At 72.1% G+C, this 18,549-nt stretch carries 20 protein-coding genes and 1 tRNA gene; 11 read left to right on the top strand and 10 right to left on the bottom strand.

Annotation, left to right across the window (positions count from 1 at the left end):
* Positions 1 to 31: 31 nt before the first annotated feature.
* On the bottom strand, positions 32 to 1,330 hold the full coding sequence (locus I598_RS18260) for a M15 family metallopeptidase (protein WP_068202831.1): 1,299 nt from the start codon (positions 1,328 to 1,330) through the stop codon (positions 32 to 34).
* A gap of 241 nt (positions 1,331 to 1,571) precedes the next feature.
* On the opposite strand from I598_RS18260, the gene I598_RS09960 reads away from it, so the two are divergent.
* Complete coding sequence (locus tag I598_RS09960; RefSeq protein WP_068202830.1) at positions 1,572 to 2,180, top strand: antibiotic biosynthesis monooxygenase; 609 nt, start codon at positions 1,572 to 1,574, stop codon at positions 2,178 to 2,180.
* Between the two features lie 17 nt (positions 2,181 to 2,197).
* Entirely contained in the window at positions 2,198 to 3,946 is a 1,749-nt protein-coding gene (locus I598_RS09955) for a mechanosensitive ion channel family protein (RefSeq protein ID WP_068202829.1), read from the top strand.
* Between the two features lie 101 nt (positions 3,947 to 4,047).
* Here the strand turns inward: I598_RS09955 and I598_RS09950 are convergent, their stop codons facing one another.
* Positions 4,048 to 4,815, bottom strand: coding sequence for a glycerophosphodiester phosphodiesterase (locus tag I598_RS09950; protein ID WP_232314128.1), 768 nt, complete (start codon positions 4,813 to 4,815; stop codon positions 4,048 to 4,050).
* A 104-nt stretch (positions 4,816 to 4,919) separates the two neighbouring features.
* Between I598_RS09950 and I598_RS18070 the strand changes: the two genes are divergently transcribed.
* From I598_RS18070 to I598_RS09935, 3 genes are read left to right on the top strand one after another with little or no spacing between them, the layout of a single operon-like run.
* Positions 4,920 to 5,708: a hypothetical protein gene (locus tag I598_RS18070; RefSeq protein WP_068202827.1), complete on the top strand. Its 789-nt coding sequence runs from the start codon at positions 4,920 to 4,922 to the stop codon at positions 5,706 to 5,708.
* Positions 5,709 to 5,732: 24 nt separating this feature from the next.
* A complete protein-coding gene (locus I598_RS09940; RefSeq protein ID WP_068202826.1) occupies positions 5,733 to 6,212 on the top strand; it encodes an ImmA/IrrE family metallo-endopeptidase in 480 nt (159 codons plus the stop codon).
* Entirely contained in the window at positions 6,209 to 6,712 is a 504-nt protein-coding gene (locus tag I598_RS09935) for a hypothetical protein (RefSeq protein ID WP_068202825.1), read from the top strand. The genes I598_RS09940 and I598_RS09935 overlap by 4 nt, the downstream gene beginning before the upstream one ends.
* On the opposite strand, the gene I598_RS09930 is transcribed toward I598_RS09935, so the two are convergent.
* Positions 6,682 to 7,317 (bottom strand): tyrosine-type recombinase/integrase, encoded by a 636-nt coding sequence (locus tag I598_RS09930; protein WP_232314127.1) that lies wholly within the window; start codon positions 7,315 to 7,317, stop codon positions 6,682 to 6,684. The two genes, I598_RS09935 and I598_RS09930, sit on opposite strands and share 31 nt — an antisense overlap.
* Positions 7,318 to 7,761: 444 nt before the next feature.
* On the bottom strand, positions 7,762 to 8,502 hold the full coding sequence (locus tag I598_RS09920) for a hypothetical protein (protein ID WP_157557203.1): 741 nt from the start codon (positions 8,500 to 8,502) through the stop codon (positions 7,762 to 7,764).
* Positions 8,503 to 8,798: 296 nt separating this feature from the next.
* Between I598_RS09920 and I598_RS09915 the strand changes: the two genes are divergently transcribed.
* A complete protein-coding gene (locus I598_RS09915) occupies positions 8,799 to 9,749 on the top strand; it encodes a capsular polysaccharide synthesis protein (RefSeq protein WP_198155672.1) in 951 nt (316 codons plus the stop codon).
* 66 nt (positions 9,750 to 9,815) lie between these two features.
* Here I598_RS09915 and I598_RS09910 read toward each other — a convergent pair whose 3' ends face one another.
* Positions 9,816 to 10,100 (bottom strand): hypothetical protein, encoded by a 285-nt coding sequence (locus I598_RS09910; RefSeq protein WP_157557202.1) that lies wholly within the window; start codon positions 10,098 to 10,100, stop codon positions 9,816 to 9,818.
* Positions 10,101 to 10,496: 396 nt separating this feature from the next.
* A tRNA-Lys gene (locus tag I598_RS09905) sits at positions 10,497 to 10,569 on the bottom strand.
* Positions 10,570 to 10,767: 198 nt separating this feature from the next.
* Between I598_RS09905 and I598_RS09900 the strand changes: the two genes are divergently transcribed.
* The gene (locus tag I598_RS09900; RefSeq protein WP_068202819.1) at positions 10,768 to 11,055 is read left to right on the top strand and encodes a Fe-S cluster assembly protein HesB; all 288 of its coding nucleotides are present in this window, start codon (positions 10,768 to 10,770) and stop codon (positions 11,053 to 11,055) included.
* A 175-nt stretch (positions 11,056 to 11,230) separates the two neighbouring features.
* Positions 11,231 to 12,055 carry a DUF1206 domain-containing protein gene (locus I598_RS09895; RefSeq protein ID WP_157557201.1) on the top strand — a complete coding sequence of 275 codons (825 nt, stop codon included), beginning with the start codon at positions 11,231 to 11,233 and terminating at the stop codon, positions 12,053 to 12,055.
* Positions 12,056 to 12,081: 26 nt separating this feature from the next.
* On the opposite strand, the gene I598_RS09890 is transcribed toward I598_RS09895, so the two are convergent.
* A complete protein-coding gene (locus I598_RS09890; RefSeq protein WP_068202817.1) occupies positions 12,082 to 12,828 on the bottom strand; it encodes a M50 family metallopeptidase in 747 nt (248 codons plus the stop codon).
* Between the two features lie 238 nt (positions 12,829 to 13,066).
* Here I598_RS09890 and I598_RS09885 point away from each other — a divergent pair, with 238 nt between their 5' ends.
* From I598_RS09885 to I598_RS09875, 3 genes are all read left to right on the top strand, one after another.
* Positions 13,067 to 14,566: a DEAD/DEAH box helicase gene (locus I598_RS09885; RefSeq protein WP_068202816.1), complete on the top strand. Its 1,500-nt coding sequence runs from the start codon at positions 13,067 to 13,069 to the stop codon at positions 14,564 to 14,566.
* Positions 14,567 to 14,649: 83 nt separating this feature from the next.
* On the top strand, positions 14,650 to 15,054 hold the full coding sequence (gene msrB, locus I598_RS09880) for a peptide-methionine (R)-S-oxide reductase MsrB (RefSeq protein ID WP_068202815.1): 405 nt from the start codon (positions 14,650 to 14,652) through the stop codon (positions 15,052 to 15,054).
* A gap of 26 nt (positions 15,055 to 15,080) precedes the next feature.
* Positions 15,081 to 15,809, top strand: coding sequence for a tyrosine-protein phosphatase (locus I598_RS09875; protein WP_068202814.1), 729 nt, complete (start codon positions 15,081 to 15,083; stop codon positions 15,807 to 15,809).
* Here the strand turns inward: I598_RS09875 and I598_RS09870 are convergent.
* From I598_RS09870 to I598_RS09860, 3 genes are all read right to left on the bottom strand, one after another.
* Positions 15,778 to 16,299, bottom strand: coding sequence for a MarR family winged helix-turn-helix transcriptional regulator (locus I598_RS09870; protein WP_068202813.1), 522 nt, complete (start codon positions 16,297 to 16,299; stop codon positions 15,778 to 15,780). The two genes, I598_RS09875 and I598_RS09870, sit on opposite strands and share 32 nt — an antisense overlap.
* A 160-nt stretch (positions 16,300 to 16,459) precedes the next feature.
* On the bottom strand, positions 16,460 to 18,031 hold the full coding sequence (locus I598_RS09865; RefSeq protein ID WP_068202812.1) for an MDR family MFS transporter: 1,572 nt from the start codon (positions 18,029 to 18,031) through the stop codon (positions 16,460 to 16,462).
* Positions 18,028 to 18,477, bottom strand: coding sequence for a MarR family winged helix-turn-helix transcriptional regulator (locus tag I598_RS09860; RefSeq protein ID WP_068202811.1), 450 nt, complete (start codon positions 18,475 to 18,477; stop codon positions 18,028 to 18,030). The genes I598_RS09865 and I598_RS09860 overlap by 4 nt, the downstream gene beginning before the upstream one ends.
* Positions 18,478 to 18,549 lie beyond the last annotated feature (72 nt).

The following is an 18,549-nucleotide window of genomic DNA, read 5'->3' as shown; positions in this document are numbered from 1 at the left end:
GGTGCTCCTGGGGCGGGTCGGTCGACGACCCTCACCCGATCGGGCTGTACTCCCAGTGCCAGGCCTCGGGCTTGCGGCCGTCGGCGCGAGCCCAGCCGGGGTTGTCCCAGCCGAACTTCGGGCCGTTCTCGCGCAGCCACTCGTACTTCGCGGTGCCGAAGGACTCGACGCCGCCGTTGAGGTCCACGGCGACGCCCCACCCGTGGTTGGAGTAGCCCGGCACCGCCGCCATCGCACCGCGGGCGGCCTTGGTCGCGACCTGCGCCGCGTACGACCGGTAGGAGTCGTTGACCGACAGGTGCTCGCCGAACCGCGCCGCGTACGCGACGTCGAGGCGCTCGAGCTGTTCGGCGGCGTCGCACCGCAGGGTCTCGCCGGGCGCGAAGTCGAGCTCGCAGAGCTCGCCGGACGGGATCTGGCCGTTCCCGTAGCCGACGACGGAGTCGACGTACTTCGTCAGGCCCGCGGCGGCCTGGCGCGCGGCGGCCACCTGCGCGGCGGTGATGTCCGCGGGGGTCTCGGGCGCGGCCTCGACGTCGACGGTGTCGGACTGTGCGGCGTCGAGCAGGTCGACCAGGGTGTCGGTCGCCTTGGCCAGGGCTGTGGACTCCGCCTCGGCGGGCTCGGCCTCGCCCTGCGCGGGCTCCGCCTCCTCGGGCTGCTCCTCGGCGGGGGTCTCCTCGGCACGTTCGGTCTCGTCGGCCTGCGCGCGGTCCGGGGCGGACCCGGACGCGTCCTGCGCGGCCTCGCGCTCGGCGGCACGGTTCGCGGCGAGGATCTCGTCGGCGGTCGCGGTGACGGGCGATCCGTCGCCCTGCGCCGCCGGTGCGGCCGTGCCCTGCGGCAGGGCGCTGCGCTCGCCGGACCGGGAGGCCGAGTCCGCGTCGCGGCTCTCCAGGAGACCGGCGACCTTCTCGACCTGCGCGTCGATCTTGCGCTCCTGCGCCTTGCTGAGCGTCGCCTGGTCCGTGGTGACGTCGGTCGCGCGCTGGAGGGCGGACGACGCGCGGACGGTGGTCTCGTCCTGGGACACGACGACGGTCGGCTCGGCGGTGGCCAGGTCCGGCGACACGACGACGGTGGAGGCGTCGGTCGTGGAGGTCGTGGTCGACGACTCGGCGCCGGCGGGACCGCCGGTGACCGCGGTGGCGGTCACGGCGGTGACGGCCAGGACGGCCATCGCGCCGCCGACGGCGGCGCGGGGTCCGGGCGTCCTCGTCGAGCGGGTCGTCGGGCGCGGGGTCGCCGCGCGGCGGGTGCTCGGCTGGTGGTGCCGGCCGACGGCGCGCGGGTGGCGTCGTCGGGGCAGGCGGAAGCGGGGCAGGTTCACAGGGGGAGTCCTCGGGTGTGGTCTCGGGGCCGCCGTCCATGGTGGGCCCGCGATGTGTCCGGACCCTGGGTTCTGCGCGGGGGAGCGTCACGCAAGCGGGGGAAGATCTGGGGGGTGTCCGTGAAGAACGGGCAAAGCACGGAGCGGCCGGTTGCGAGCGAGGCGTCCGTATGACGGGCGTCACCGTCCCGCGCGTCGTCCTCGGCGGGCATCGGCGGGCGCGCCGTCGAACACTGCTCGCATGAGCTCCGCACCCGTCACCGTGTCGATCCATCGCGTCGTCAGCCCCGATCGCGTCCCGGAGGTCACCGCGTGGGTGCAGTCCGGCGTCCGGCTGGCCAACCGCTGGCCGGGGTTCCTCGGGTCGGGCTGGATCCGGGCCGCGGAGGGCTCGGAGGACTGGGTGATGCTCTACCGGTTCGCCGACGCCGACCGGCTGGAGGCGTGGGAGGGCTCGGCCGACCGCCAGGGCTGGCTCGCCCAGGGGCAGGGGCTCGTCACGGAGCGGGCCGTCACCCGGCGCACCGGCATCGAGGGCTGGTTCGACCCTCCGGTCCGCCAGGACGAGCCGTCCGGCCCGCCGCTGCTGCCCGCGCCGCCGCGCTGGAAGCAGTCGGTGGCGATCTGGCTCGGGTTCTTCCCCGTCAACCTCGCGTTCACGTTGCTGGTCGCGTGGCTGGTGCCCGCCTTCCGCGACCTGCTGCTGCCCGTCCAGGTGCTGGTGTCGACGCTGGTCCTCACCCCGATCATGTCGTTCTGGGTGCTGCCCTGGGTGACGGGACGCCTGCGCGGCTGGCTGCACACCCCTTCAGGTCGCGTCCAGGTCCGCGACGAGCGAGACCCAGCCTGAGTTCCTAGCCTGGGGGGATGTTGTTCCTGGACGGAGACCCCGCCATCCCCGAGGAGACCGTCCAGTCGACGGTCTCGCTCACCGTGACCCTGGCCTGGGCCGCCGCCGCTCTCGTCGCCGCCTACCTCGTCGTGACGATCGTCTCGGCGATCATCCACCGCATCGCCCGCCGTCGGCCCCTGCTGCGCGACATGTCCGTCCGCCTGCGGCGGCCGCTGCGCGTGCTGCTCATGGTCGTCGCCGTGTGGATCGCCTTCCGGCTGTCCGCCCACCAGGACGAGGCCTGGTACGACCCGCTACGGCACGGGCTGCTCATCGCGACGATCCTCGCGTCGGCGTGGCTGGTCGGCGCGATGGCGTTCGTCGTCGAGGACCGCACGCTCGCCCGCATCAGCCACTCCAGCGACGACCGGCACGCCCGCCGCGTCCAGACCCAGATCTCGGTGGTGCGGCGGGTCACGGTCGCGGTGATCGCCGTGCTGGCCGTCGGCGCCGTGCTCCTCACGTTCCCCGCGATGCGCGCCGCGGGCGCCTCGATCCTCGCGTCGGCCGGCCTGCTGTCCCTCGTGGCCGGCCTCGCCGCGCAGTCCAGCCTGGCGAACACCTTCGCGGGCATGCAGATCGCGTTCACCGACGCCATCCGCGTCGACGACGTCGTGGTGCTGAACGGGGAGTTCGGCCGCATCGAGGAGATCACCCTCACCTACGTCGTCGTGCACGCGTGGGACGACCGCCGCCTCATCCTGCCGAGCACCTACTTCACGACGACACCGTTCGAGAACTGGACCCGGCGTGCCGCCGACCTGCTGGGCACGGTCGAGATCGACGTCGACTTCCGGGTGCCGCTGGACGACATGCGCGCCGAGCTGGACCGGCTGCTCGCGGAGTCGTCGCTGTGGGACCAGCGGCTCGGCATCCTGCAGGTCACCGGTGCCACCGAGGGAGTGGTGCGCACCCGGGCGCTCGTGAGCGCGGCCGACGCCGGCAACCTGTGGGACCTGCGCTGCGCCGTCCGCGAGGGCCTGGTGGTGTGGCTCCAGCGGGCCGCCCCGTACGCGATTCCGCGCACCCGTCTCCAGGGTGTCGCGCCGTTGCCCGACGACGACGGTGACGGCCCGGCGATCTCGCCCGTGGAGGACTCCGCGGCGTCGGCCGGTGCCTCCGCCGACCCGGCGCCGTCGGAGCGGATCGGACGCCGGGCCCCGGCGGTGCTGCCCGCAGCACCGGGCTCGTCCGCCGCGTCCGCCGCGTCCACCGGGTCCGCCACCGACGGCGCGGCGGAGAGCGCCGCGGAGGCTCCCGCCGGGGGGACCCGGTCCACGACCCGGCGCGGCCCGCGGCGGGCGCCGGTGCGCGACCGTCGCCTGCCGTCGCCGACCAGGTCGTCGGTGCCGCCCGCCGAGACGCCCGAGACGACGGTGCTGCTCGGGGACGTCCCCGTGACCGCGCGCGGCGGTGCCGCCGAGACCGTCGTGATGTCCCCGATCGACAGGCCGGGGCTCTACAGCGGCAGCAAGGACGCCGAGGAGCGTGCCCAGCACTTCTCCGGGCCGGGCGAGGACGCCATCGCCGAGCGCGAGGAGCTCGCCGAACGGCGGCTCACCGGCGAGGTCGCGACCGAGGTCTTCCGCGACGACGACGGCGAGGGCGACGTGGGCGACACCGACGGGACCGGGCGACGTCCGCGCCGGATGGCCCCCGACTCCGGCGACGGCGGCCCGACCGACGGCCCCGGCGACGGCCATGACGGCGGCGACGGGCAGTAGCCGCTCCCACCCACCGCGAGATCGACCCAGCGGGACCGAGATCGACGCACCGTGCGTCGATCTCGGTCCCGCCGGGTCGATCTCGCGTGGGGCAGAGGGGGTCAGGCCTCGGCGCGGCCCGCGAGCCAGCCGAGCAGCTCCCCGGGGCGGTCGGTGATGATCGCGTCGACCCCGGCGGCGACCAGCCCGCGCCACAGCGGCGGCTCGTTCGCCGTCCACGGCATGACCTTCAGCCCGACGTCGTGGGCGCGGCGCACCAGGTCGGGGTCGGCGAGCACCGCCGCGACGGACGGGTTGACGGTGACGGCGCCCAGCTCGCGGGCGGCGTCGAGCAGGTCCGCGGGTGCGGCGTCGCAGAGCAGCCCGCGCGGCAGGTGGGGTGCGGCCTCCCGCAGCGCCGCGACGGTCTCCCGCGAGAAGCCCTGGACGAGCACGCGTCCCGCGAGCCCGGTCGCGTCCAGGGCGCGGGTCGTCGGGGCGAGCTGCTCCGGCGTCCATGTGCCCTTGTACTCGCACAGCAGGTCGAACCCCGGACGGCGGGCGAGGAAACGCAGCACCTGCGCGAGGGTCGGCACCCGCTGGCCGGCCAGGTGCTCGGAGAAGACCGACCCGGCGTCGAGGCCGGCGATCGTCGCGCCGTCGAGGTCGGCCACCGCACCCGACCCGTCGGTGACGCGGTCCACCACCGGGTCGTGGATGATCACCGGCACGCCGTCGGCGGTGAGACGCACGTCCAGCTCGAGGGCGGGTGCCCCGCTGCGCCACGCCGCCTCGAACGAGGCCATCGTGTTCTGCGGAGCCACGGCCGCGTAACCGCGGTGGGCGACGACGAGCGGGGCGGGGGAGGGCGGGTCCAGCAGCACGGTCACGCAACCCATCCTGACGTGCCCCGGCGGGCAGGGCCAGCAGGCTGCACCCGGGCGGGCGGGCCGTCCCTCCGGCGGGCGGCAGGCCGGGCGCCTACCGTCGAGGCATGCGGCTGCGAGCCCACGACCTCGTGGACGTCCTGGTCTACCTGGTCGTGCTGGGCACGTTCGTCCAGCTGTTCCCCCAGGTCGTCTCCGAGACGTTCCTCCTGGCGTTCCTCACGGCGATCCTGCTCAAGGTCGTCCTCGAGCTCGTCCTGCGGGTCAAGAAACGGGTGGTGGGCCGGGTCCGGACGGCGCAGGGCCCCGCCGGGCGGGCGATGGGCGTGGCCGCCCTGCTGCTCGTCATGGCGGGCAGCAAGCTCCTCGTGCTGGAGCTGACCGCCCTCGTGTTCGGCGACGCCGTCCAGCTGGGCGGCTTCTTCGCCGTGACGGGCCTGATCGTCGTCCTCATGCTCGCCCGTGCCGGGACGCGGCGGATGCTCGCGCTCCGATCCGGAGGTGCCCGCGGCGGGGTGAGCGTGAGCGTCCCCCGACGCGGCGTGGCGGGGTGGGCCCCGTGGGGATCGAACCCACAACCCGCGGATCAAAGGTCCTTGCCAACCCAGAGAGTCCGGCGATGCCTCGCGCAGTCTCGTACAGCGTTTCTGCAGGTAGAGCGCCTGCACCGCAGCAGTCGCGGTCACGTGGAGGAAGCCTGGCGCAGCGCCGTGCATTGCCGCTTTGCTACACGGTTGCTACATGAGACGGCTCCTTCGGGGAAGGGTGGCAGAGCATGGCTCGCACCGTCGGGCATCAGCCCGCGCCCCCGGCCGGTCAGGGGTTACATCAGTGTGCTTCGGTGGCACAATGAGGGTGCATGCCGCGCCATCCCTCGACGACGATGGGTGGCGTAGTAGCCACGGCGGAAGGAGGCAATCATGCTCGTCAAGGAGAAGGCAGCGAACGACGCGGCTGACGTCCTCGAGGCCTACTGGGCTGCCGGCTACCCGGTCGACCCCGACCGCATTGCGGCCCAGCTGGACATGGATGTCATCCGTGCCACCTTCAACGAGAGCATCTCGGGCATGCTCCGAGTCGAGCCCGGCGACCGCCCCGTCATCTACGTCGACGACCGTGACAGCGAGCAGCGACAGCGCTTCACGATCGCCCACGAGATCGGCCACTACGTCGAGCGGAACAGCCGCGGTGAGACCGACTTCAACTTCATCGACCGCCGGGGCGGCGGGTATGACGCGCACGAGCTCTACGCAGACGAGTTCGCTGCGAACCTGTTGATGCCGTCGCACTACGTGAAGCAGTTGCACGCTGACGGCATCAACCCGGGGGTGATGGCGCGGCGCATGAACGTCTCTCTCCAGGCGATGCAGATCCGTCTGCGTCGACTCGGCCTGCTGTGACCGACGAAGGGCACGACGAACTCGACCAGGTGACGGACGACGAGCTCAAGGTCCGCGAGGTCGGGCGAGACGCGGTGCAGGACTTGATTTCGTGGGCTACCTACACGAGGCGTGACACGACCCCTGCCGAGAACGTCGACGAGGCCCCCGTGGCGACGCTCGACGTCGAGGCAGTGGACGAGGCGTCCGACAAGGCGATCGATAGCGCCCTGCGGCGGAGTGACGTCAAGGCAGCACAGCAGGCGCACCGCATGCGCAAGCGGTTCTACAACTTCGTGGTGAAGGCCGTGTTCGGCACGCTCGCTGCGTCCGCCTTGACGATGCTCCTGTATGTCATCTCGCAGTGGGGCAAGATCGACGCAGCGGTGATGGTGGCGTTCTTCTCGGCTGTCGTTGTCCAGGTGATCGGCCTGGCCTACATCATCGCGCGGTACCTCTTCGCGCCTCGCGGGCAGATCGCCCCGGGCAATCAGCCGACGTCCACGCCGTCCAGCGCGTAGAACCTCTCAGCGGACAGCAGGCCGCCGTGCACGACGGGCGGCGAGCTCGTCGACCCGCCCGGCACGGGGGCCATCTCAGGCCCCGGACCGAGCGCCGCGAGAATGTCGTCCGCGTCGACCTCGGCGAGGTGTGCGTACCGCTGGGTCGTGATGGGGGAGACATGCCCGAGCAGCTTGCCGACCTCGGCGAGCGGACGGCCGCCCTGGATGAGCCACGACGCGTAGGTGTGCCGCAGGTCGTGAACGCGCACCCGCCCGACGTCAGCCGCCCGCACCGCGGCCGCGAACGCCTTCGAGAACTTCGCGTGCTCGACGATCGTGCCCGACGACGTCGCGAGCAGCAGGGCTCCAGGGCAACGCCCCTCGATGTGCTCGTACCCGCAGTCGGCGCTCGCGGCCGGTTGCTGGAGCTGGGCAAGGTCGATCCATGCGGGAATGGGGACCTGGCGGCGCCGACGGCCCTTCGGATAAGGCTTCATGTGGACTCCGCGCACTGACCATGTCTCGAGGACGTCGAGGACCCTGCGGTCGGGGTCGACGCGGGCCCGGTGAAGGCCGGCTGCCTCACCCCAACGCAGGTCGGTGCCGGTGAGAAGGAGAGTCATGGCGAGGTGCTCGCCGTCGAGATGCCTGCAGATCGCGTGGAGCTCATCGCGCGTGAGGAAGCGGTCGTTCACGGCGCCGCCGCTGGGCAGCTATGAACCTCAAGTAGTTGCCCCGCTCACCTCTACGTGAGCGGGGCAACTCGGGAGTTTGCGCTGTATCAGGCGTCTGCCAGGTGCCTGCCTCGGTGCGATTCGTCCTGGCACGGGGCGTGCCGCTCGGCCATGTCGCGTCGCAGTTCGCGCTTGAACTCCTCGATGTCGGTGACACCGATGAGGGCCAACTGGCGAGCCACCTCCCTCTCGAGGTGCATCAGATTCTCTCGCAGTCGGTCGCTTGGATACGCTGACAGGACGTCATCTAGGTACTCCAGGCGAAGGAAAATGTCCAACTTGTCTCTTCTGGATGCCACGTCGCGTACACCTCCTGTGGTGGTGCTGTGCTAGTCAGACTCTACGGTGTTTCAAGGTCAGCGCCACCGTGTCGGCGGCGGCCTTCGCTTTGGTCTGGACGGCGCGGAGCTCGAGACGGGACGTCTGATCGGCAGGCACAGCGTCCATCGGCAAGTCGATCGAGAGCACGCCGTAGAAGACGTTGGCCGAGTGGCTGTCGACAATCGGCACCGCCAACACCTCGGCGTACTTGTCACGAACCTCCTCGAACTCTTCCTGTGTGAACCCGCTCTTGGTCTCGGTTGGGATCTGGGTCCACTGCTCATCTGTCAGGCGACCCGGGTGGCGGTTCGCGATCGCGCGCCAATCCTTGTGTTGGAGGCGTCTCGATCGCCACGCCTCGCCGATCGTCCCCTTGCCCATCACCCAGTCAACGTCGCTAGGCTTCGCGGCCGCAGTGTCCAGTCGGAATCGGACTACGCGCAAGAGACGCGGCTTCCAGAGGAAGGGCTTCACCGTGCCGGGCACCCACACGCAGACGCCGACCTTCGTGATGTCGATGTTGCCGTACCGCGCGACGTCCTGAAGTGCCTGCGTGGCGAGCTGCTGGATATCGCGGCGGTCATCTTCGCGTAGAGGCGCCCTGTGGGTGTGCATCGCCCTGACGATCGTGTCGACAGCTTGTCCAGGTGCTGCGACAACGAGGGGCAGGAACACCCACCACAGGCTCAGCTGCGGGTTGATCTGACCTCGAACTGCGAGTGCGAGGGTCGACGCCAGCGTGGCGAGGGTCACGGCAATCCGCATCGCCAAGACGCCACGGGCGCGCCAGCGCTGCGCGTCACGCACTGTCGACGGCCACCAAGTCACAGGCGAAGAGCCTAGTTCGAAGGGTTGCTCCCGAGGCGCAGCGCTCTGCCCCCGCTGGGATGAAAACATACGTTCGAACCAAGGTTAACCGACGGTCGGCGGTGATGCGGCCGTCCTTCCAGGTCGTGGCCTTCCGACGGGTGCGACGCTCGAGCCTCGCAGCCTGGCAAGATGGTCGCCTACCTGTGCCGCTGTGGCGCAGCAGCGACCGGGAGTGCGGATTGGCCGAGATCACCTACCAACTGCGCGAGCGCACGCTCACGTTCACGGGGCCGGATGCTGAGGCGCGGCTCTTGGCGCACCAGAAGGTCGGCGAGTTCCTCGCCACCAACCCGCCGCTCGAGGTGGACGCCGAACCCACACACCAGCGGATCATCTGGTCCTACTGGGAGCAGGGCTGGAAGCGCGCGCCGCACATCGTCAAGGCCTGCGCCACCCGCCTGCAGGCCGAGGCAACGGAATTCGAGGTGCGCCAGCTCACCGCGAGGACCGTTCCGAAGTACACCCAGATCGACCCCGTCGTCGCGGAGCGCACCTCGAAGTGGAAGGCGCACTACTCCGACATCCTTCGGGTGCATCTCCTGGCCGAGCACGGCGGCATCTGGGTGGACGCGACTGTCCTGACGACGCAGCCTCTGGACAGCCTGTACCGCCAGGTCCTCCCGACACCGTTCTTCGCCTACACCGTCACGAAGTTCCTCTCGAGCTGGTTCCTGATCGCGCAGCGGGGCAGCATCGTCCCGGTCGCGCTACGTGACTTCTTCGACTGGTTCTGGCAGAACCACGAGGACCTGCCGCACTACTTCTGGTTCCACCTCTGCTTCGAGGCGCTGTACGCGCATCTGCCGGAGTTCACCGCCGCCTGGGACTCGGCCATCATCCACTCGTCGCCCAACGCGCACGCCCTGCAGAAGGCCCAGCTCCAGCCGCTCAACGAGCACAACTATGGCCGGATCCTGCGCACCGGACACGTCCAGAAGATGACCTACCGCTTCAAGGGCGCCCCGGACGCGCCGGAGGGCTCGTACCTCGCGCGAGTGTTCGAGGACTTCCCGCCCGTGTTCGAACGGCTGCCTCCGGCTTCTGCGACGGCCCCGCCGGAGCCCCCCGCCCCCCGCGGGATCCGCCGGCTGCCGGCCGCGGTCAAGCGCCGCCTGGGGTCCGGTCGCTGAACACTCGGCGTCTCTCCCCGACCCGCCCCCACCTCAGAGGTGGGGGCGGGTTCGTCGTGCCCTGGCTCAGGCAGTCATGGGCTCCGACTGTAGGAGCTTGGCGACGGCGGTCTTCCCGAGGCCGACCTGCTCGGCGATCGCACGGACGGACAGGCCCTGCGCGGCGAACGTCAGGATGTCCTCGCGGTGGTCCGCTGCTCGGCGTCGCGGGCCGGACGGTGCAGGGTGGCGGCGGACGGTGACGGGACGGGCGGGCGCCCGGGTGTCCGCGACCGGGGCGGACGCGGTCGGACGCGGGGTGTTCTCGTTGTCCGCGCTGTTGTCCGCTGCGCCGTCCGCCGTCGTGTCCACGTCCGCGATGGTGTCCACCGTGTCCGGGGCGCTCGCGGCGTTCCTAGGTGTCCGTCTGCTCGTCCGTCGTCGTGTCCGCTCGGTGTCCGGCTGGGCGACGCGCAGGTGGCGAGGTCCTCGGGGCCGGCGCCGGTGCGGTAAGCGTGCGGGATGGCCTCGAGGGGGTCGAGGTCGGAGCCGCCCTTGAGGTTGTAGGCGTGGACCTCGACGCGCGGGTCGAGGCTGGCGGCCAGGAGCAGCAGCCGCAGCGTGAAGGTCTTGCACATGCGGTCAACCAGAGGCCTTGCTGAACGACAAGGCCGCGGGGCGGGGGCGTGCAGTGGTGAGTGCCACATGTTTGCTACATGATCCGGCAGGTGGGACGCCGTGGAGGAGTGTTTGTACAGGTCAGAAAGGTGGGCCCCGTGGGGATCGAACCCACAACCCGCGGATTAAAAGTCCGCTGCTCTGCCGATTGAGCTAGAGGCCCGTCGACCGGGGCCGACCGTGGGTCAGCCTACGCGGGCGCCCGGGCGAGATCCGCACGAGCGCGCCGGTCCGCCCCGCTCGCGGACGCGTAAGGTCTCACGATGCGGGAGATTGCGTCTCGTCGGGGCCGTCGCGTTGCATTCGCGGCGAGGCTTTGCTTCGGTGGAAGGGTCGCGAACCCCGACGAGAGGAGCTCTTCATGCTCACCGTGACGGAGAACGCCCGTACCGCAGTCGGCACGCTGGCCGAGCAGGCCGGTGTCCCCGCCGAGGGTGGCCTGCGCATCGCGCAGTCCGCCGACCAGCCCGGCAACTTCGAGCTCGCGCTCGTCCCCGCCCCGCAGCCCGAGGACCAGGTCGTCGACGAGCAGGGCCAGACCCACGTCTTCGTCGACTCGGAGGCCGCCATCGCGCTGGCCACGCTCGAGCTCGACGCGCAGCCCTCGACCGAGGGCCCTGGCTTCGTGCTCAGCCCGCAGCACGACTGACCGCACCTGCCCGTCCGACGGCGGAGCCCCCGCTCGGGGTGCTCCGCCGTCGTGCTTCCCGGGTGCAGCGCTCGCCGACCGTGCCCCACGCCACAGGCCCCCCGGTGGCGAGGCGACCCGGCCTGAGGCACGGTATCGGGCATGTCAGGAGATTCCTGGCACCTGGAGGTGAATCGTGACTTCCCCGACCCGCTCCGCCGAGAACGCCGCCCGGCGCGCGAAGAACAGCAGCGCGCTGCGGACCCTGGCTCGCATCGGCTACGCCGCGTCCGGCGTCCTGCACCTCATCATCGGCTGGCTGGCGATCCAGCTCGCCCTCGGCAGCTCCGGCGGCAGCGCCGACGAGTCGGGTGCGCTGCGGCAGCTCGCCGACGCCCCCGGCGGAGCCTTCCTGCTGTGGACCATCGTGGTCGGCCTGGCCGCGCTCGGTCTGTGGCACCTCGTGCAGGCCCTCGTCGGAGTCCCCGGCACCGACACCGCGAAGCAGACCGGCTCGCGGATCAAGGCCGCCGCCAAGGCGGTCCTCTACGGCGTGCTGGCCTTCACCGCCGCGCGCATCGCCACGGGCGGCGGTGGCGGTGGCGGCGGGGACACCCAGGAGGACCTCACCGCCCAGATCCTGGGCCTGCCGGGCGGTCAGCTGATCGTCGGCGCCATCGGCCTGACCATCGTCGGTGTGGGCGTCTTCCACGTCTACAAGGGCTGGACCAAGAAGTTTCGCGAGGACCTCGTCACCACCGGCGCCGGCGCCGTGAGCCAGGCCGTCGTGCGCCTCGGCCAGGTGGGCTACATCGCCAAGGGCGTCGCCCTCGGCGTGCTCGGCGTGCTGTTCGTCTACGCGGCGGCCACGTCCGACGCCGACAAGGCCGGCGGTCTCGACGACGCGCTGAAGACCATCCGCGACCAGCCGTTCGGCGTCGTCCTGCTGGTCATCACCGGCCTCGGCATCGCGGCGTACGGGCTGTACTCGTTCGCCCGCGCCCGCTACGCCAAGCTCTGAGGACGTCGCCACCGACGGCCCCCGTGTCAGGCGGCGGGCTGCACGATCCAGGTCGCACCCAGGACGAGGCAGCCCGCCGTGACCGCGACGAACACCCCGACCCAGACGACGGCGGGGACACCGGTGAGCCGGCCGAGCTGGTCGGCGTCGGAGCTGCGGGCCCGCCCGCGGGAACGCTGGGCCTGCAGCTCGAACACCGGGCGCACGGAGCCCAGCAGCAGGAACCACGTGACGGCGTACGCGACCGCGGACTGGGCCTGCGGGTCCAGCCACCATGACACCGCCACGAGCAGCGCGCCGCTCACCAGCACCGACCACAGACCGAACCAGTTGCGGATCTTCAGCAGCAGCAGCGCGAGCAGCACGACGAGCAGCCACAGCAGGCCGACGGCGTAGCCGGCCCGCAGCAGCCAGGCCGCCCCGAGGCCGACGAGCCCCGGCCCGACGTACCCGGCGAACGCGGTGAGGACCATGCCGGCGCCGCGCGGGCGCCCGGCCGTCACCGTGAGCCCCGAGGTGTCGGAGTGCAGCCGGATCCCGTCCAGACGCCGCCCGGTGAGCATCGCGACGACGGCGTGCGCGCCCTCGTGCGCGATCGTGACGACGTGCCGCGCCACCCGCCACACCGGGGTCACCAGCACCACGGCCAGGGCCGCGAGCCCGGCGGCCAGCACGATCGCCTGGTCGGGCGGCGGCACGGGCGTCGTCGCGGCGGACCAGATCTGCGCGATCACGTCGCCGGCCGCGGTGAGGAAGTCGTCCACGGCGCCCATTCCACCACGTGGTCGTGGAGGTCCCGAGGGGCCGCGGTGCACGCCTCGTCCGTCTCCACCCGGGTCGTGTGACGTAGCCGAGGCCGGTGCGCCCGGCACGACGGCGGGTGTCCGTGCGACAATGGTGCACCGAGGTTGCGCGTCCGCGCGCCTCTGCGTCGTGGAGATCCGCCCCCGGATTGCGTGCGGCGATCACCCGACCCAGGACGTCCCCGACGTCCTCAGAGAGGCTTCCTGCGTGACCACCTTCACCGAGTTCGGCCTGCCCACGCCCGTCGTCGCCCACCTGACGGCGTCCGGCATCACCAGCCCGTTCCCCATCCAGTCCGCGTCCCTCCCGGACACGATGGCGGGCCGCGACGTCCTCGGGCGCGGCCGGACCGGGTCCGGCAAGACCCTCGCGTTCTCGCTGCCCGTCGTGACTCGGCTCGCCCGGTCCGCCGCGGAGGCCAAGGCGCAGGGGCGCTCCCGCCGCGTCGCGAACCGCCCCCGCGCCCTCGTGCTCTGCCCGACCCGCGAGCTGGCGAACCAGATCGACGCCACGATGAAGCCGCTCGCCGAGGCCCTCGGCCTGCGCACGACCACCATCTTCGGCGGTGTCGCGCAGTCCCGGCAGGTGACCGCGCTCGGCGCGGGCGTCGACGTCGTCATCGCGTGCCCCGGCCGCCTCGAGGACCTGCTCAACCAGCGGCTCCTCAGCCTCGACGACATCGAGATCACCGTGCTGGACGAGGCTGACCACATGGCCGACCTCGGGTTCCTGCCCGGCGTGAAGCGCATCATGGACCGCACGCCCCGCACCGGTCAGCGGCTGCTGTTCTCGGCCACGCTCGACAACGGCGTGGACGTGCTGGTCAAGCGCTACCTCAGCAACCCCGTCACGCACTCCGTCGACGACGCCGCCGCGCCGCCGCCGCAGATGACGCACCACATCCTCGCCGTCGCCGACAAGGAGGTGAAGCGGGACGTCGTGCACCAGCTCGCCCAGGGCACCGGCCGCCGGGTGCTGTTCACCCGCACCAAGCACCAGGCGAAGAAGCTGGCCCGCCAGCTCACCGCCGCGGGCGTGCCCGCCGTCGACCTGCACGGCAACCTCGGCCAGGGCGCGCGCGAGCGCAACCTCGCCGCGTTCTCCTCCGGCGACGTCAAGGTCATGGTCGCCACCGACATCGCGGCCCGCGGCATCCACGTCGACGAGGTCGAGCTCGTCGTGCACGTCGACCCGCCCGCCGAGCACAAGGCGTACCTGCACCGCTCGGGCCGGACCGCCCGTGCCGGGTCCGTCGGCGACGTCGTCACCCTCATGCTCCCCGAGGAGCGCGGCGACGTCCGCGACCTCACCCGCAAGGCCCGCATCTCGGCGCGCCCGCAGGACGTCCGCCCCGGTGACGCCGTCGTGTCGGCGCTCGTCGGCGAGGTCGCGGCGCACGTGGAGCCCGCCCCGGTGCAGGCCCCGCAGCAGCCCTCGCGCGCCGGGTCCGGCGGCGGCCAGGCCCCGGCAGGCGGCGCGTCCCGGCGTCGTCGGAGCGGCCGCGGCCGCTCCGGCGGTGGCGGTGCCCAGGGTGGACAGCAGCAGTCCGGTGGCGGCGCGGGCGGCGGCACCCGGTCCGGTGGCCGCGGTGGAGCCCCCACGGGTCGCGGCCAGGGCGGCCGCCCCGCCGGCCAGGGTGGTCGCTCCGGTGCGCAGGGCGGTCGGTCCGGCCAGTCCCGGGGACGCCAGGGCGGCTCCGGCCGCTGATCCTGCCGTCGCGGTCCCGCGCCGCCGCAGCGGCGGTGCGGGACGGACGGAACATCGGACGTCGATCCACGGTTGACCCGGGCATGACCTACGACGTGAACAAGACCGACGACCAGTGGCGCGTCGAGCTGGACCCGCAGGAGTTCCACGTGCTGCGGCAGGCCGGCACCGAGCGCGCCTGGACCGGCGAGCTGCTCGACGAGAAGCGTGACGGCGTGTACCGCTGTCGGGCCTGCAGCAACGAGCTCTTCCGCAGCGGCACGAAGTTCGACTCCCACTGCGGATGGCCGTCCTTCTACACGCCGCTCGCCGGGGACCGGGTCGAGCTGATCGAGGACCGCTCCCTCGGCATGGTGCGCACCGAGGTGCGCTGCGCCCGCTGCGGCTCCCACCTGGGGCACGTCTTCGACGACGCCCCGCAGACCCCGACGGGCGACCGCTACTGCATGAACTCCGTCAGCCTGACGTTCGAGCCCGCCGAGTCCTGACGCGGCCGCTCCGCTACGGTCGGGCCATGAGCGTCGAGATCCCCGCTGCCCCGCCCCACCTGGTCAACCTGCGCGACGTCGCGACGGCGTCGGAGTCGCTGCGGCCGGGGGTGCTGCTGCGCTCGGACGCGCCGCACGCGGGTGACGAGGCCCCGCGGGACGTGGCGTGGCCGCCCCGGACCGTGCTGGACCTGCGGGACGTGGGGGAGGGTGCCGCAGCGCACCCGCTGGCCGACGTCGCGCAGGTCCTGACGCTGCCGGTGCTCGACGGCGCCACCCGGAACGCGGAGGCGCGCGACGCCGTCCCGTTCGACCTCGCTCGCCTGTACCTCGAGCTGCTGGACGGGGTGGGCGCGCAGCACCTCGTGGACGGCGTCCGCGCCGTCGCGGCCGACGACGCGCCCGTCCTCGTGCACTGCACAGCGGGCAAGGACCGCACCGGCGTGCTCGTCGCGATCGTGCTGGCGCTGGTCGGCGTGGACCGCGCCGAGATCGTCGCCGACTACGTGCGCACCGACCCGAACATGGTGCAGGTCGTGGCGCGCGCGTGGCCGGCCGGGTCGACGACGGCGGGCCGGCCGACGGAGCACGTGCTGGCCGCGCTGCCGCCGGAGCTGCTCACGGCGCCGCCGCACGCGATCGAGGCGGTGCTGGACCACCTGGCCGCGCAGGACGGCGGGGTGGCGGGGTGGTTCGCCGCGCACGGCGGCGATCCGGACGTCGTCAGTGCGCTGCGGGAGCGTCTGCTCCGCTGAGGCGGCGCCCCTGGTGCGTGTCCAGCCAGGCGACCACGTCCGTGGAGTACCGGCGCATGAGCGACGCGAGCTCCGAGACGTCGGACTTCTCCCAGTCGGTCAGCGCGTGCTCGAGCATCGTGATGCGGGCGTCGCGGGCACGCACGAACCGGGCGGCGCCGTCCTCGGTGAGGGTGATGAGCTGGCCGCGGGTGTCCGCCGGGTCGACCCGGCGCCGCACCAGGCCGAGGTCCTCGAGCCGGCTGAGCTGACGGGACACGGTGGCCCGGCCGACGCCGAAGTGGGCGGCGAGGTCGGAGCCGCGCGTCCCGGGGTGCTTCGCGATGTGGGCCAGCAGGGGGTACGCGGACGCGTTGAGCTCCGGATGGATCCGTGCCGCCGTCTGCGCGGCCATGGACTGGGCGCGGCGGATCAGGAGGCGCACCTCGCGTTCGAGCGCGCCGAACGGGTCGGTGCTCGGGTCCGGCAGGTTGCTCTCGGCGTCGTGCATGGCCTCATGATGACGCCTGCGGCGACGTTTCCGCGACGCATTCAGGTCACGATTTCCGCCAGGACGGTCCATGAGCGGGTGAAGTTGAGCCCTGGGACGCCCCGGAGGGCGGTCCGCGGGGTGTGCGGACCGCCCTCCGACGGTGCGGGACGGGCCGGGATCAGGCCGTGACCGGCTCCTCGACGACCTGCTCGTCGCGCAGCTGCTCGATGCCCGAACGCTGCCCCAGCGGGACCTCCTTGATGAACAGGACGGCCACGAGCGAGATGACCGCCATCGGCACAGCGAGCAGGAAGATCTCGGTGATGCCGTCGGAGTATGCCGACGCGATGACCGCGGCCACCGGGTCGGGGAGCGTCGACAGGTCGGGGACGGCACCGGCGCTGTCGCCGAGCGCCGAGGCCGGCACGCCGAGCTCGGCGAGCCCGGACGTGATGCCGTCCTTCACCTGGCTCGCCATCACGGCGCCGAGCACGGACACGCCGATGGCGCCGCCGAGCGACCGGAAGAACGCGACGCCCGAGGTGCCCGCGCCCATCTCGTGCACGGCCAGCGTGTTCTGGGTGGCGAGCACGAGGTTCTGCATGAGGGCACCCACGGAGATGCCCAGGCCGAACAGGTAGACGGAGATGACGACGAAGCTCGTGTCCACCTCGATCGTCGACAGCCCGAACAGGGACAGCGACAGCACCGCGGCGCCGCCGACCATGATCGCCTTGTAGCGGCCCGTGGCCGAGATGATGCGGCCCAGGACGAGGCCCGCCAGCATCGTGCCGACCACCATGGGGATGGTGAGGAGGCCCGACTCGGTGGGGGTCTTGCCGCGGGCGAGCTGGAAGTACTGGCTGAGGAACACGGCCGTGCCGAACATCGCCACGCCCACGGAGGCCGAGCCGATGACGGAGAGCACGAAGGTGCGGTTCCGGAACAGGTGCAGCGGGATGATCGGTTCGGTGGCGGAACGCTCGACGAACACGGTCGCGACGAGCGCCAGCACGGCACCGCCGACCATCGCCGCCGTCTGCCAGGACACCCAGTCGAACTGGTCGCCGGCGAAGGTGACCCACAGCAGGAGCAGCGCGACGGCGACGGCGATGAGCGCCGCGCCCGCGTAGTCGATGGTGACCTTGCGCTGCTCGCGGGTGGGCAGGTGCAGGGTCTTCTGCAGGGTGACGGCCGCGGCGACGGCGAACGGGATGCCGACGAAGAAGGTCCAGCGCCAGCCGATCGAGTCGGTGAGGATGCCGCCCAGCAGCGGGCCGCCGATCTGCGCGACCGCCATGACGCCGCCCATGAGGCCCATGTACTTGCCGCGCTCGCGCGGGCTGATGATGTCGGCCATGAGGACGGTCGCCAGCGCCGTGAGGCCGCCCGCGCCGATGCCCTGCACCGCGCGGAACCCGATGAGGGTCTCGATGTTCTGCGAGAGGCCGGCCGCCGCGGCGGACACGACGGTGATCACCAGGGCGATCTGGATGAGGACCTTGCGGTTGGTGAGGTCGGCCAGCTTGCCCCACAGGGGGGTGGAGATCGTCATCGTGAGCAGCATCGCGGTGACGACCCACGTGTAGGAGTGCTGGGAGCCGCCGAGGTCGCTGACGATGTGCGGCAGCGACGTCGAGGTGATGGTGGTGGCCAGCAGCGAGACGAAGACGCCGAGCAGGATGCCGGACAGTGCTTCTAGCGTCTCGCGCCGGGTCATGGCGGCTGCGGGTGGTGCGGTGGTGGTCATCGGACGAGTTCCTCCCGGGGGACCGAGGTGATGGCGTCCGCGACGCTGCGGATCTGGTGGGCGGCGTGCAGGAGGTCGGTCTCGTCCCAGTCGGCGAACCCGACGGAGACCAGGCGGTCGAACGACCGGCCGGCGTCCGCGGCGAGCGCCCGTCCGTCGGCGGTGAGCTCGAGGGTGCGGGCGCGGCGGTCGTGGTCGTCGACGGTGCGTCGGACGAGCCCGGCGTCGACCAGGGCGCTGACCTGCCGGCTCGCGACCGACGAGTCCACCTTGAGGATCTCGGCGACCTCGCAGAGCGGCAGCGTGCCCCGCCCGTCGAGGAGGAGCACGATGCCGAGGCCTGCCCGGGGGCAGCCCAGCGACTCGGCGAGGTGCGCGGCCGCGTCGCGCTGGGCGCGGCCGAGGGCCTGCAGGGCGCTGATGAGGGTGCGTCCCGGATCCGTCATGACGTCTCTCCTGCTGATTGCTTGGCGCAACCATATGGGTGTTGCTTGCAGCAAGCAAATGTCGGCTCGGTT

This window comes from Isoptericola dokdonensis DS-3 (assembly GCF_001636295.1).
GTDB lineage: Bacteria > Actinomycetota > Actinomycetes > Actinomycetales > Cellulomonadaceae > Isoptericola > Isoptericola dokdonensis.
Note: the sequence above shows the minus strand (reverse complement) of the source record. Positions and strands in the feature narration are given on the sequence as shown.

What these genes read in the sequence shown, in the direction of transcription:
- I598_RS09865 (WP_068202812.1), bottom strand. Translation starts at nt 18,031, where the DNA reads ATGACCACCACCGCACCACCCGCAGCCGCCATGACCCGGCGCGAGACG.
- I598_RS09875 (WP_068202814.1), top strand. Translation starts at nt 15,081, where the DNA reads ATGAGCGTCGAGATCCCCGCTGCCCCGCCCCACCTGGTCAACCTGCGC.
- I598_RS09900 (WP_068202819.1), top strand. Translation starts at nt 10,768, where the DNA reads ATGCTCACCGTGACGGAGAACGCCCGTACCGCAGTCGGCACGCTGGCC.
- I598_RS09955 (WP_068202829.1), top strand. Translation starts at nt 2,198, where the DNA reads ATGTTGTTCCTGGACGGAGACCCCGCCATCCCCGAGGAGACCGTCCAG.
- I598_RS09940 (WP_068202826.1), top strand. Translation starts at nt 5,733, where the DNA reads ATGCTCGTCAAGGAGAAGGCAGCGAACGACGCGGCTGACGTCCTCGAG.
- I598_RS18070 (WP_068202827.1), top strand. Translation starts at nt 4,920, where the DNA reads ATGCGGCTGCGAGCCCACGACCTCGTGGACGTCCTGGTCTACCTGGTC.
- I598_RS09860 (WP_068202811.1), bottom strand. Translation starts at nt 18,477, where the DNA reads ATGACGGATCCGGGACGCACCCTCATCAGCGCCCTGCAGGCCCTCGGC.
- msrB (WP_068202815.1), top strand. Translation starts at nt 14,650, where the DNA reads ATGACCTACGACGTGAACAAGACCGACGACCAGTGGCGCGTCGAGCTG.
- I598_RS09960 (WP_068202830.1), top strand. Translation starts at nt 1,572, where the DNA reads ATGAGCTCCGCACCCGTCACCGTGTCGATCCATCGCGTCGTCAGCCCC.
- I598_RS09930 (WP_232314127.1), bottom strand. Translation starts at nt 7,317, where the DNA reads ATGACTCTCCTTCTCACCGGCACCGACCTGCGTTGGGGTGAGGCAGCC.
- I598_RS09870 (WP_068202813.1), bottom strand. Translation starts at nt 16,299, where the DNA reads ATGCACGACGCCGAGAGCAACCTGCCGGACCCGAGCACCGACCCGTTC.
- I598_RS09890 (WP_068202817.1), bottom strand. Translation starts at nt 12,828, where the DNA reads ATGGGCGCCGTGGACGACTTCCTCACCGCGGCCGGCGACGTGATCGCG.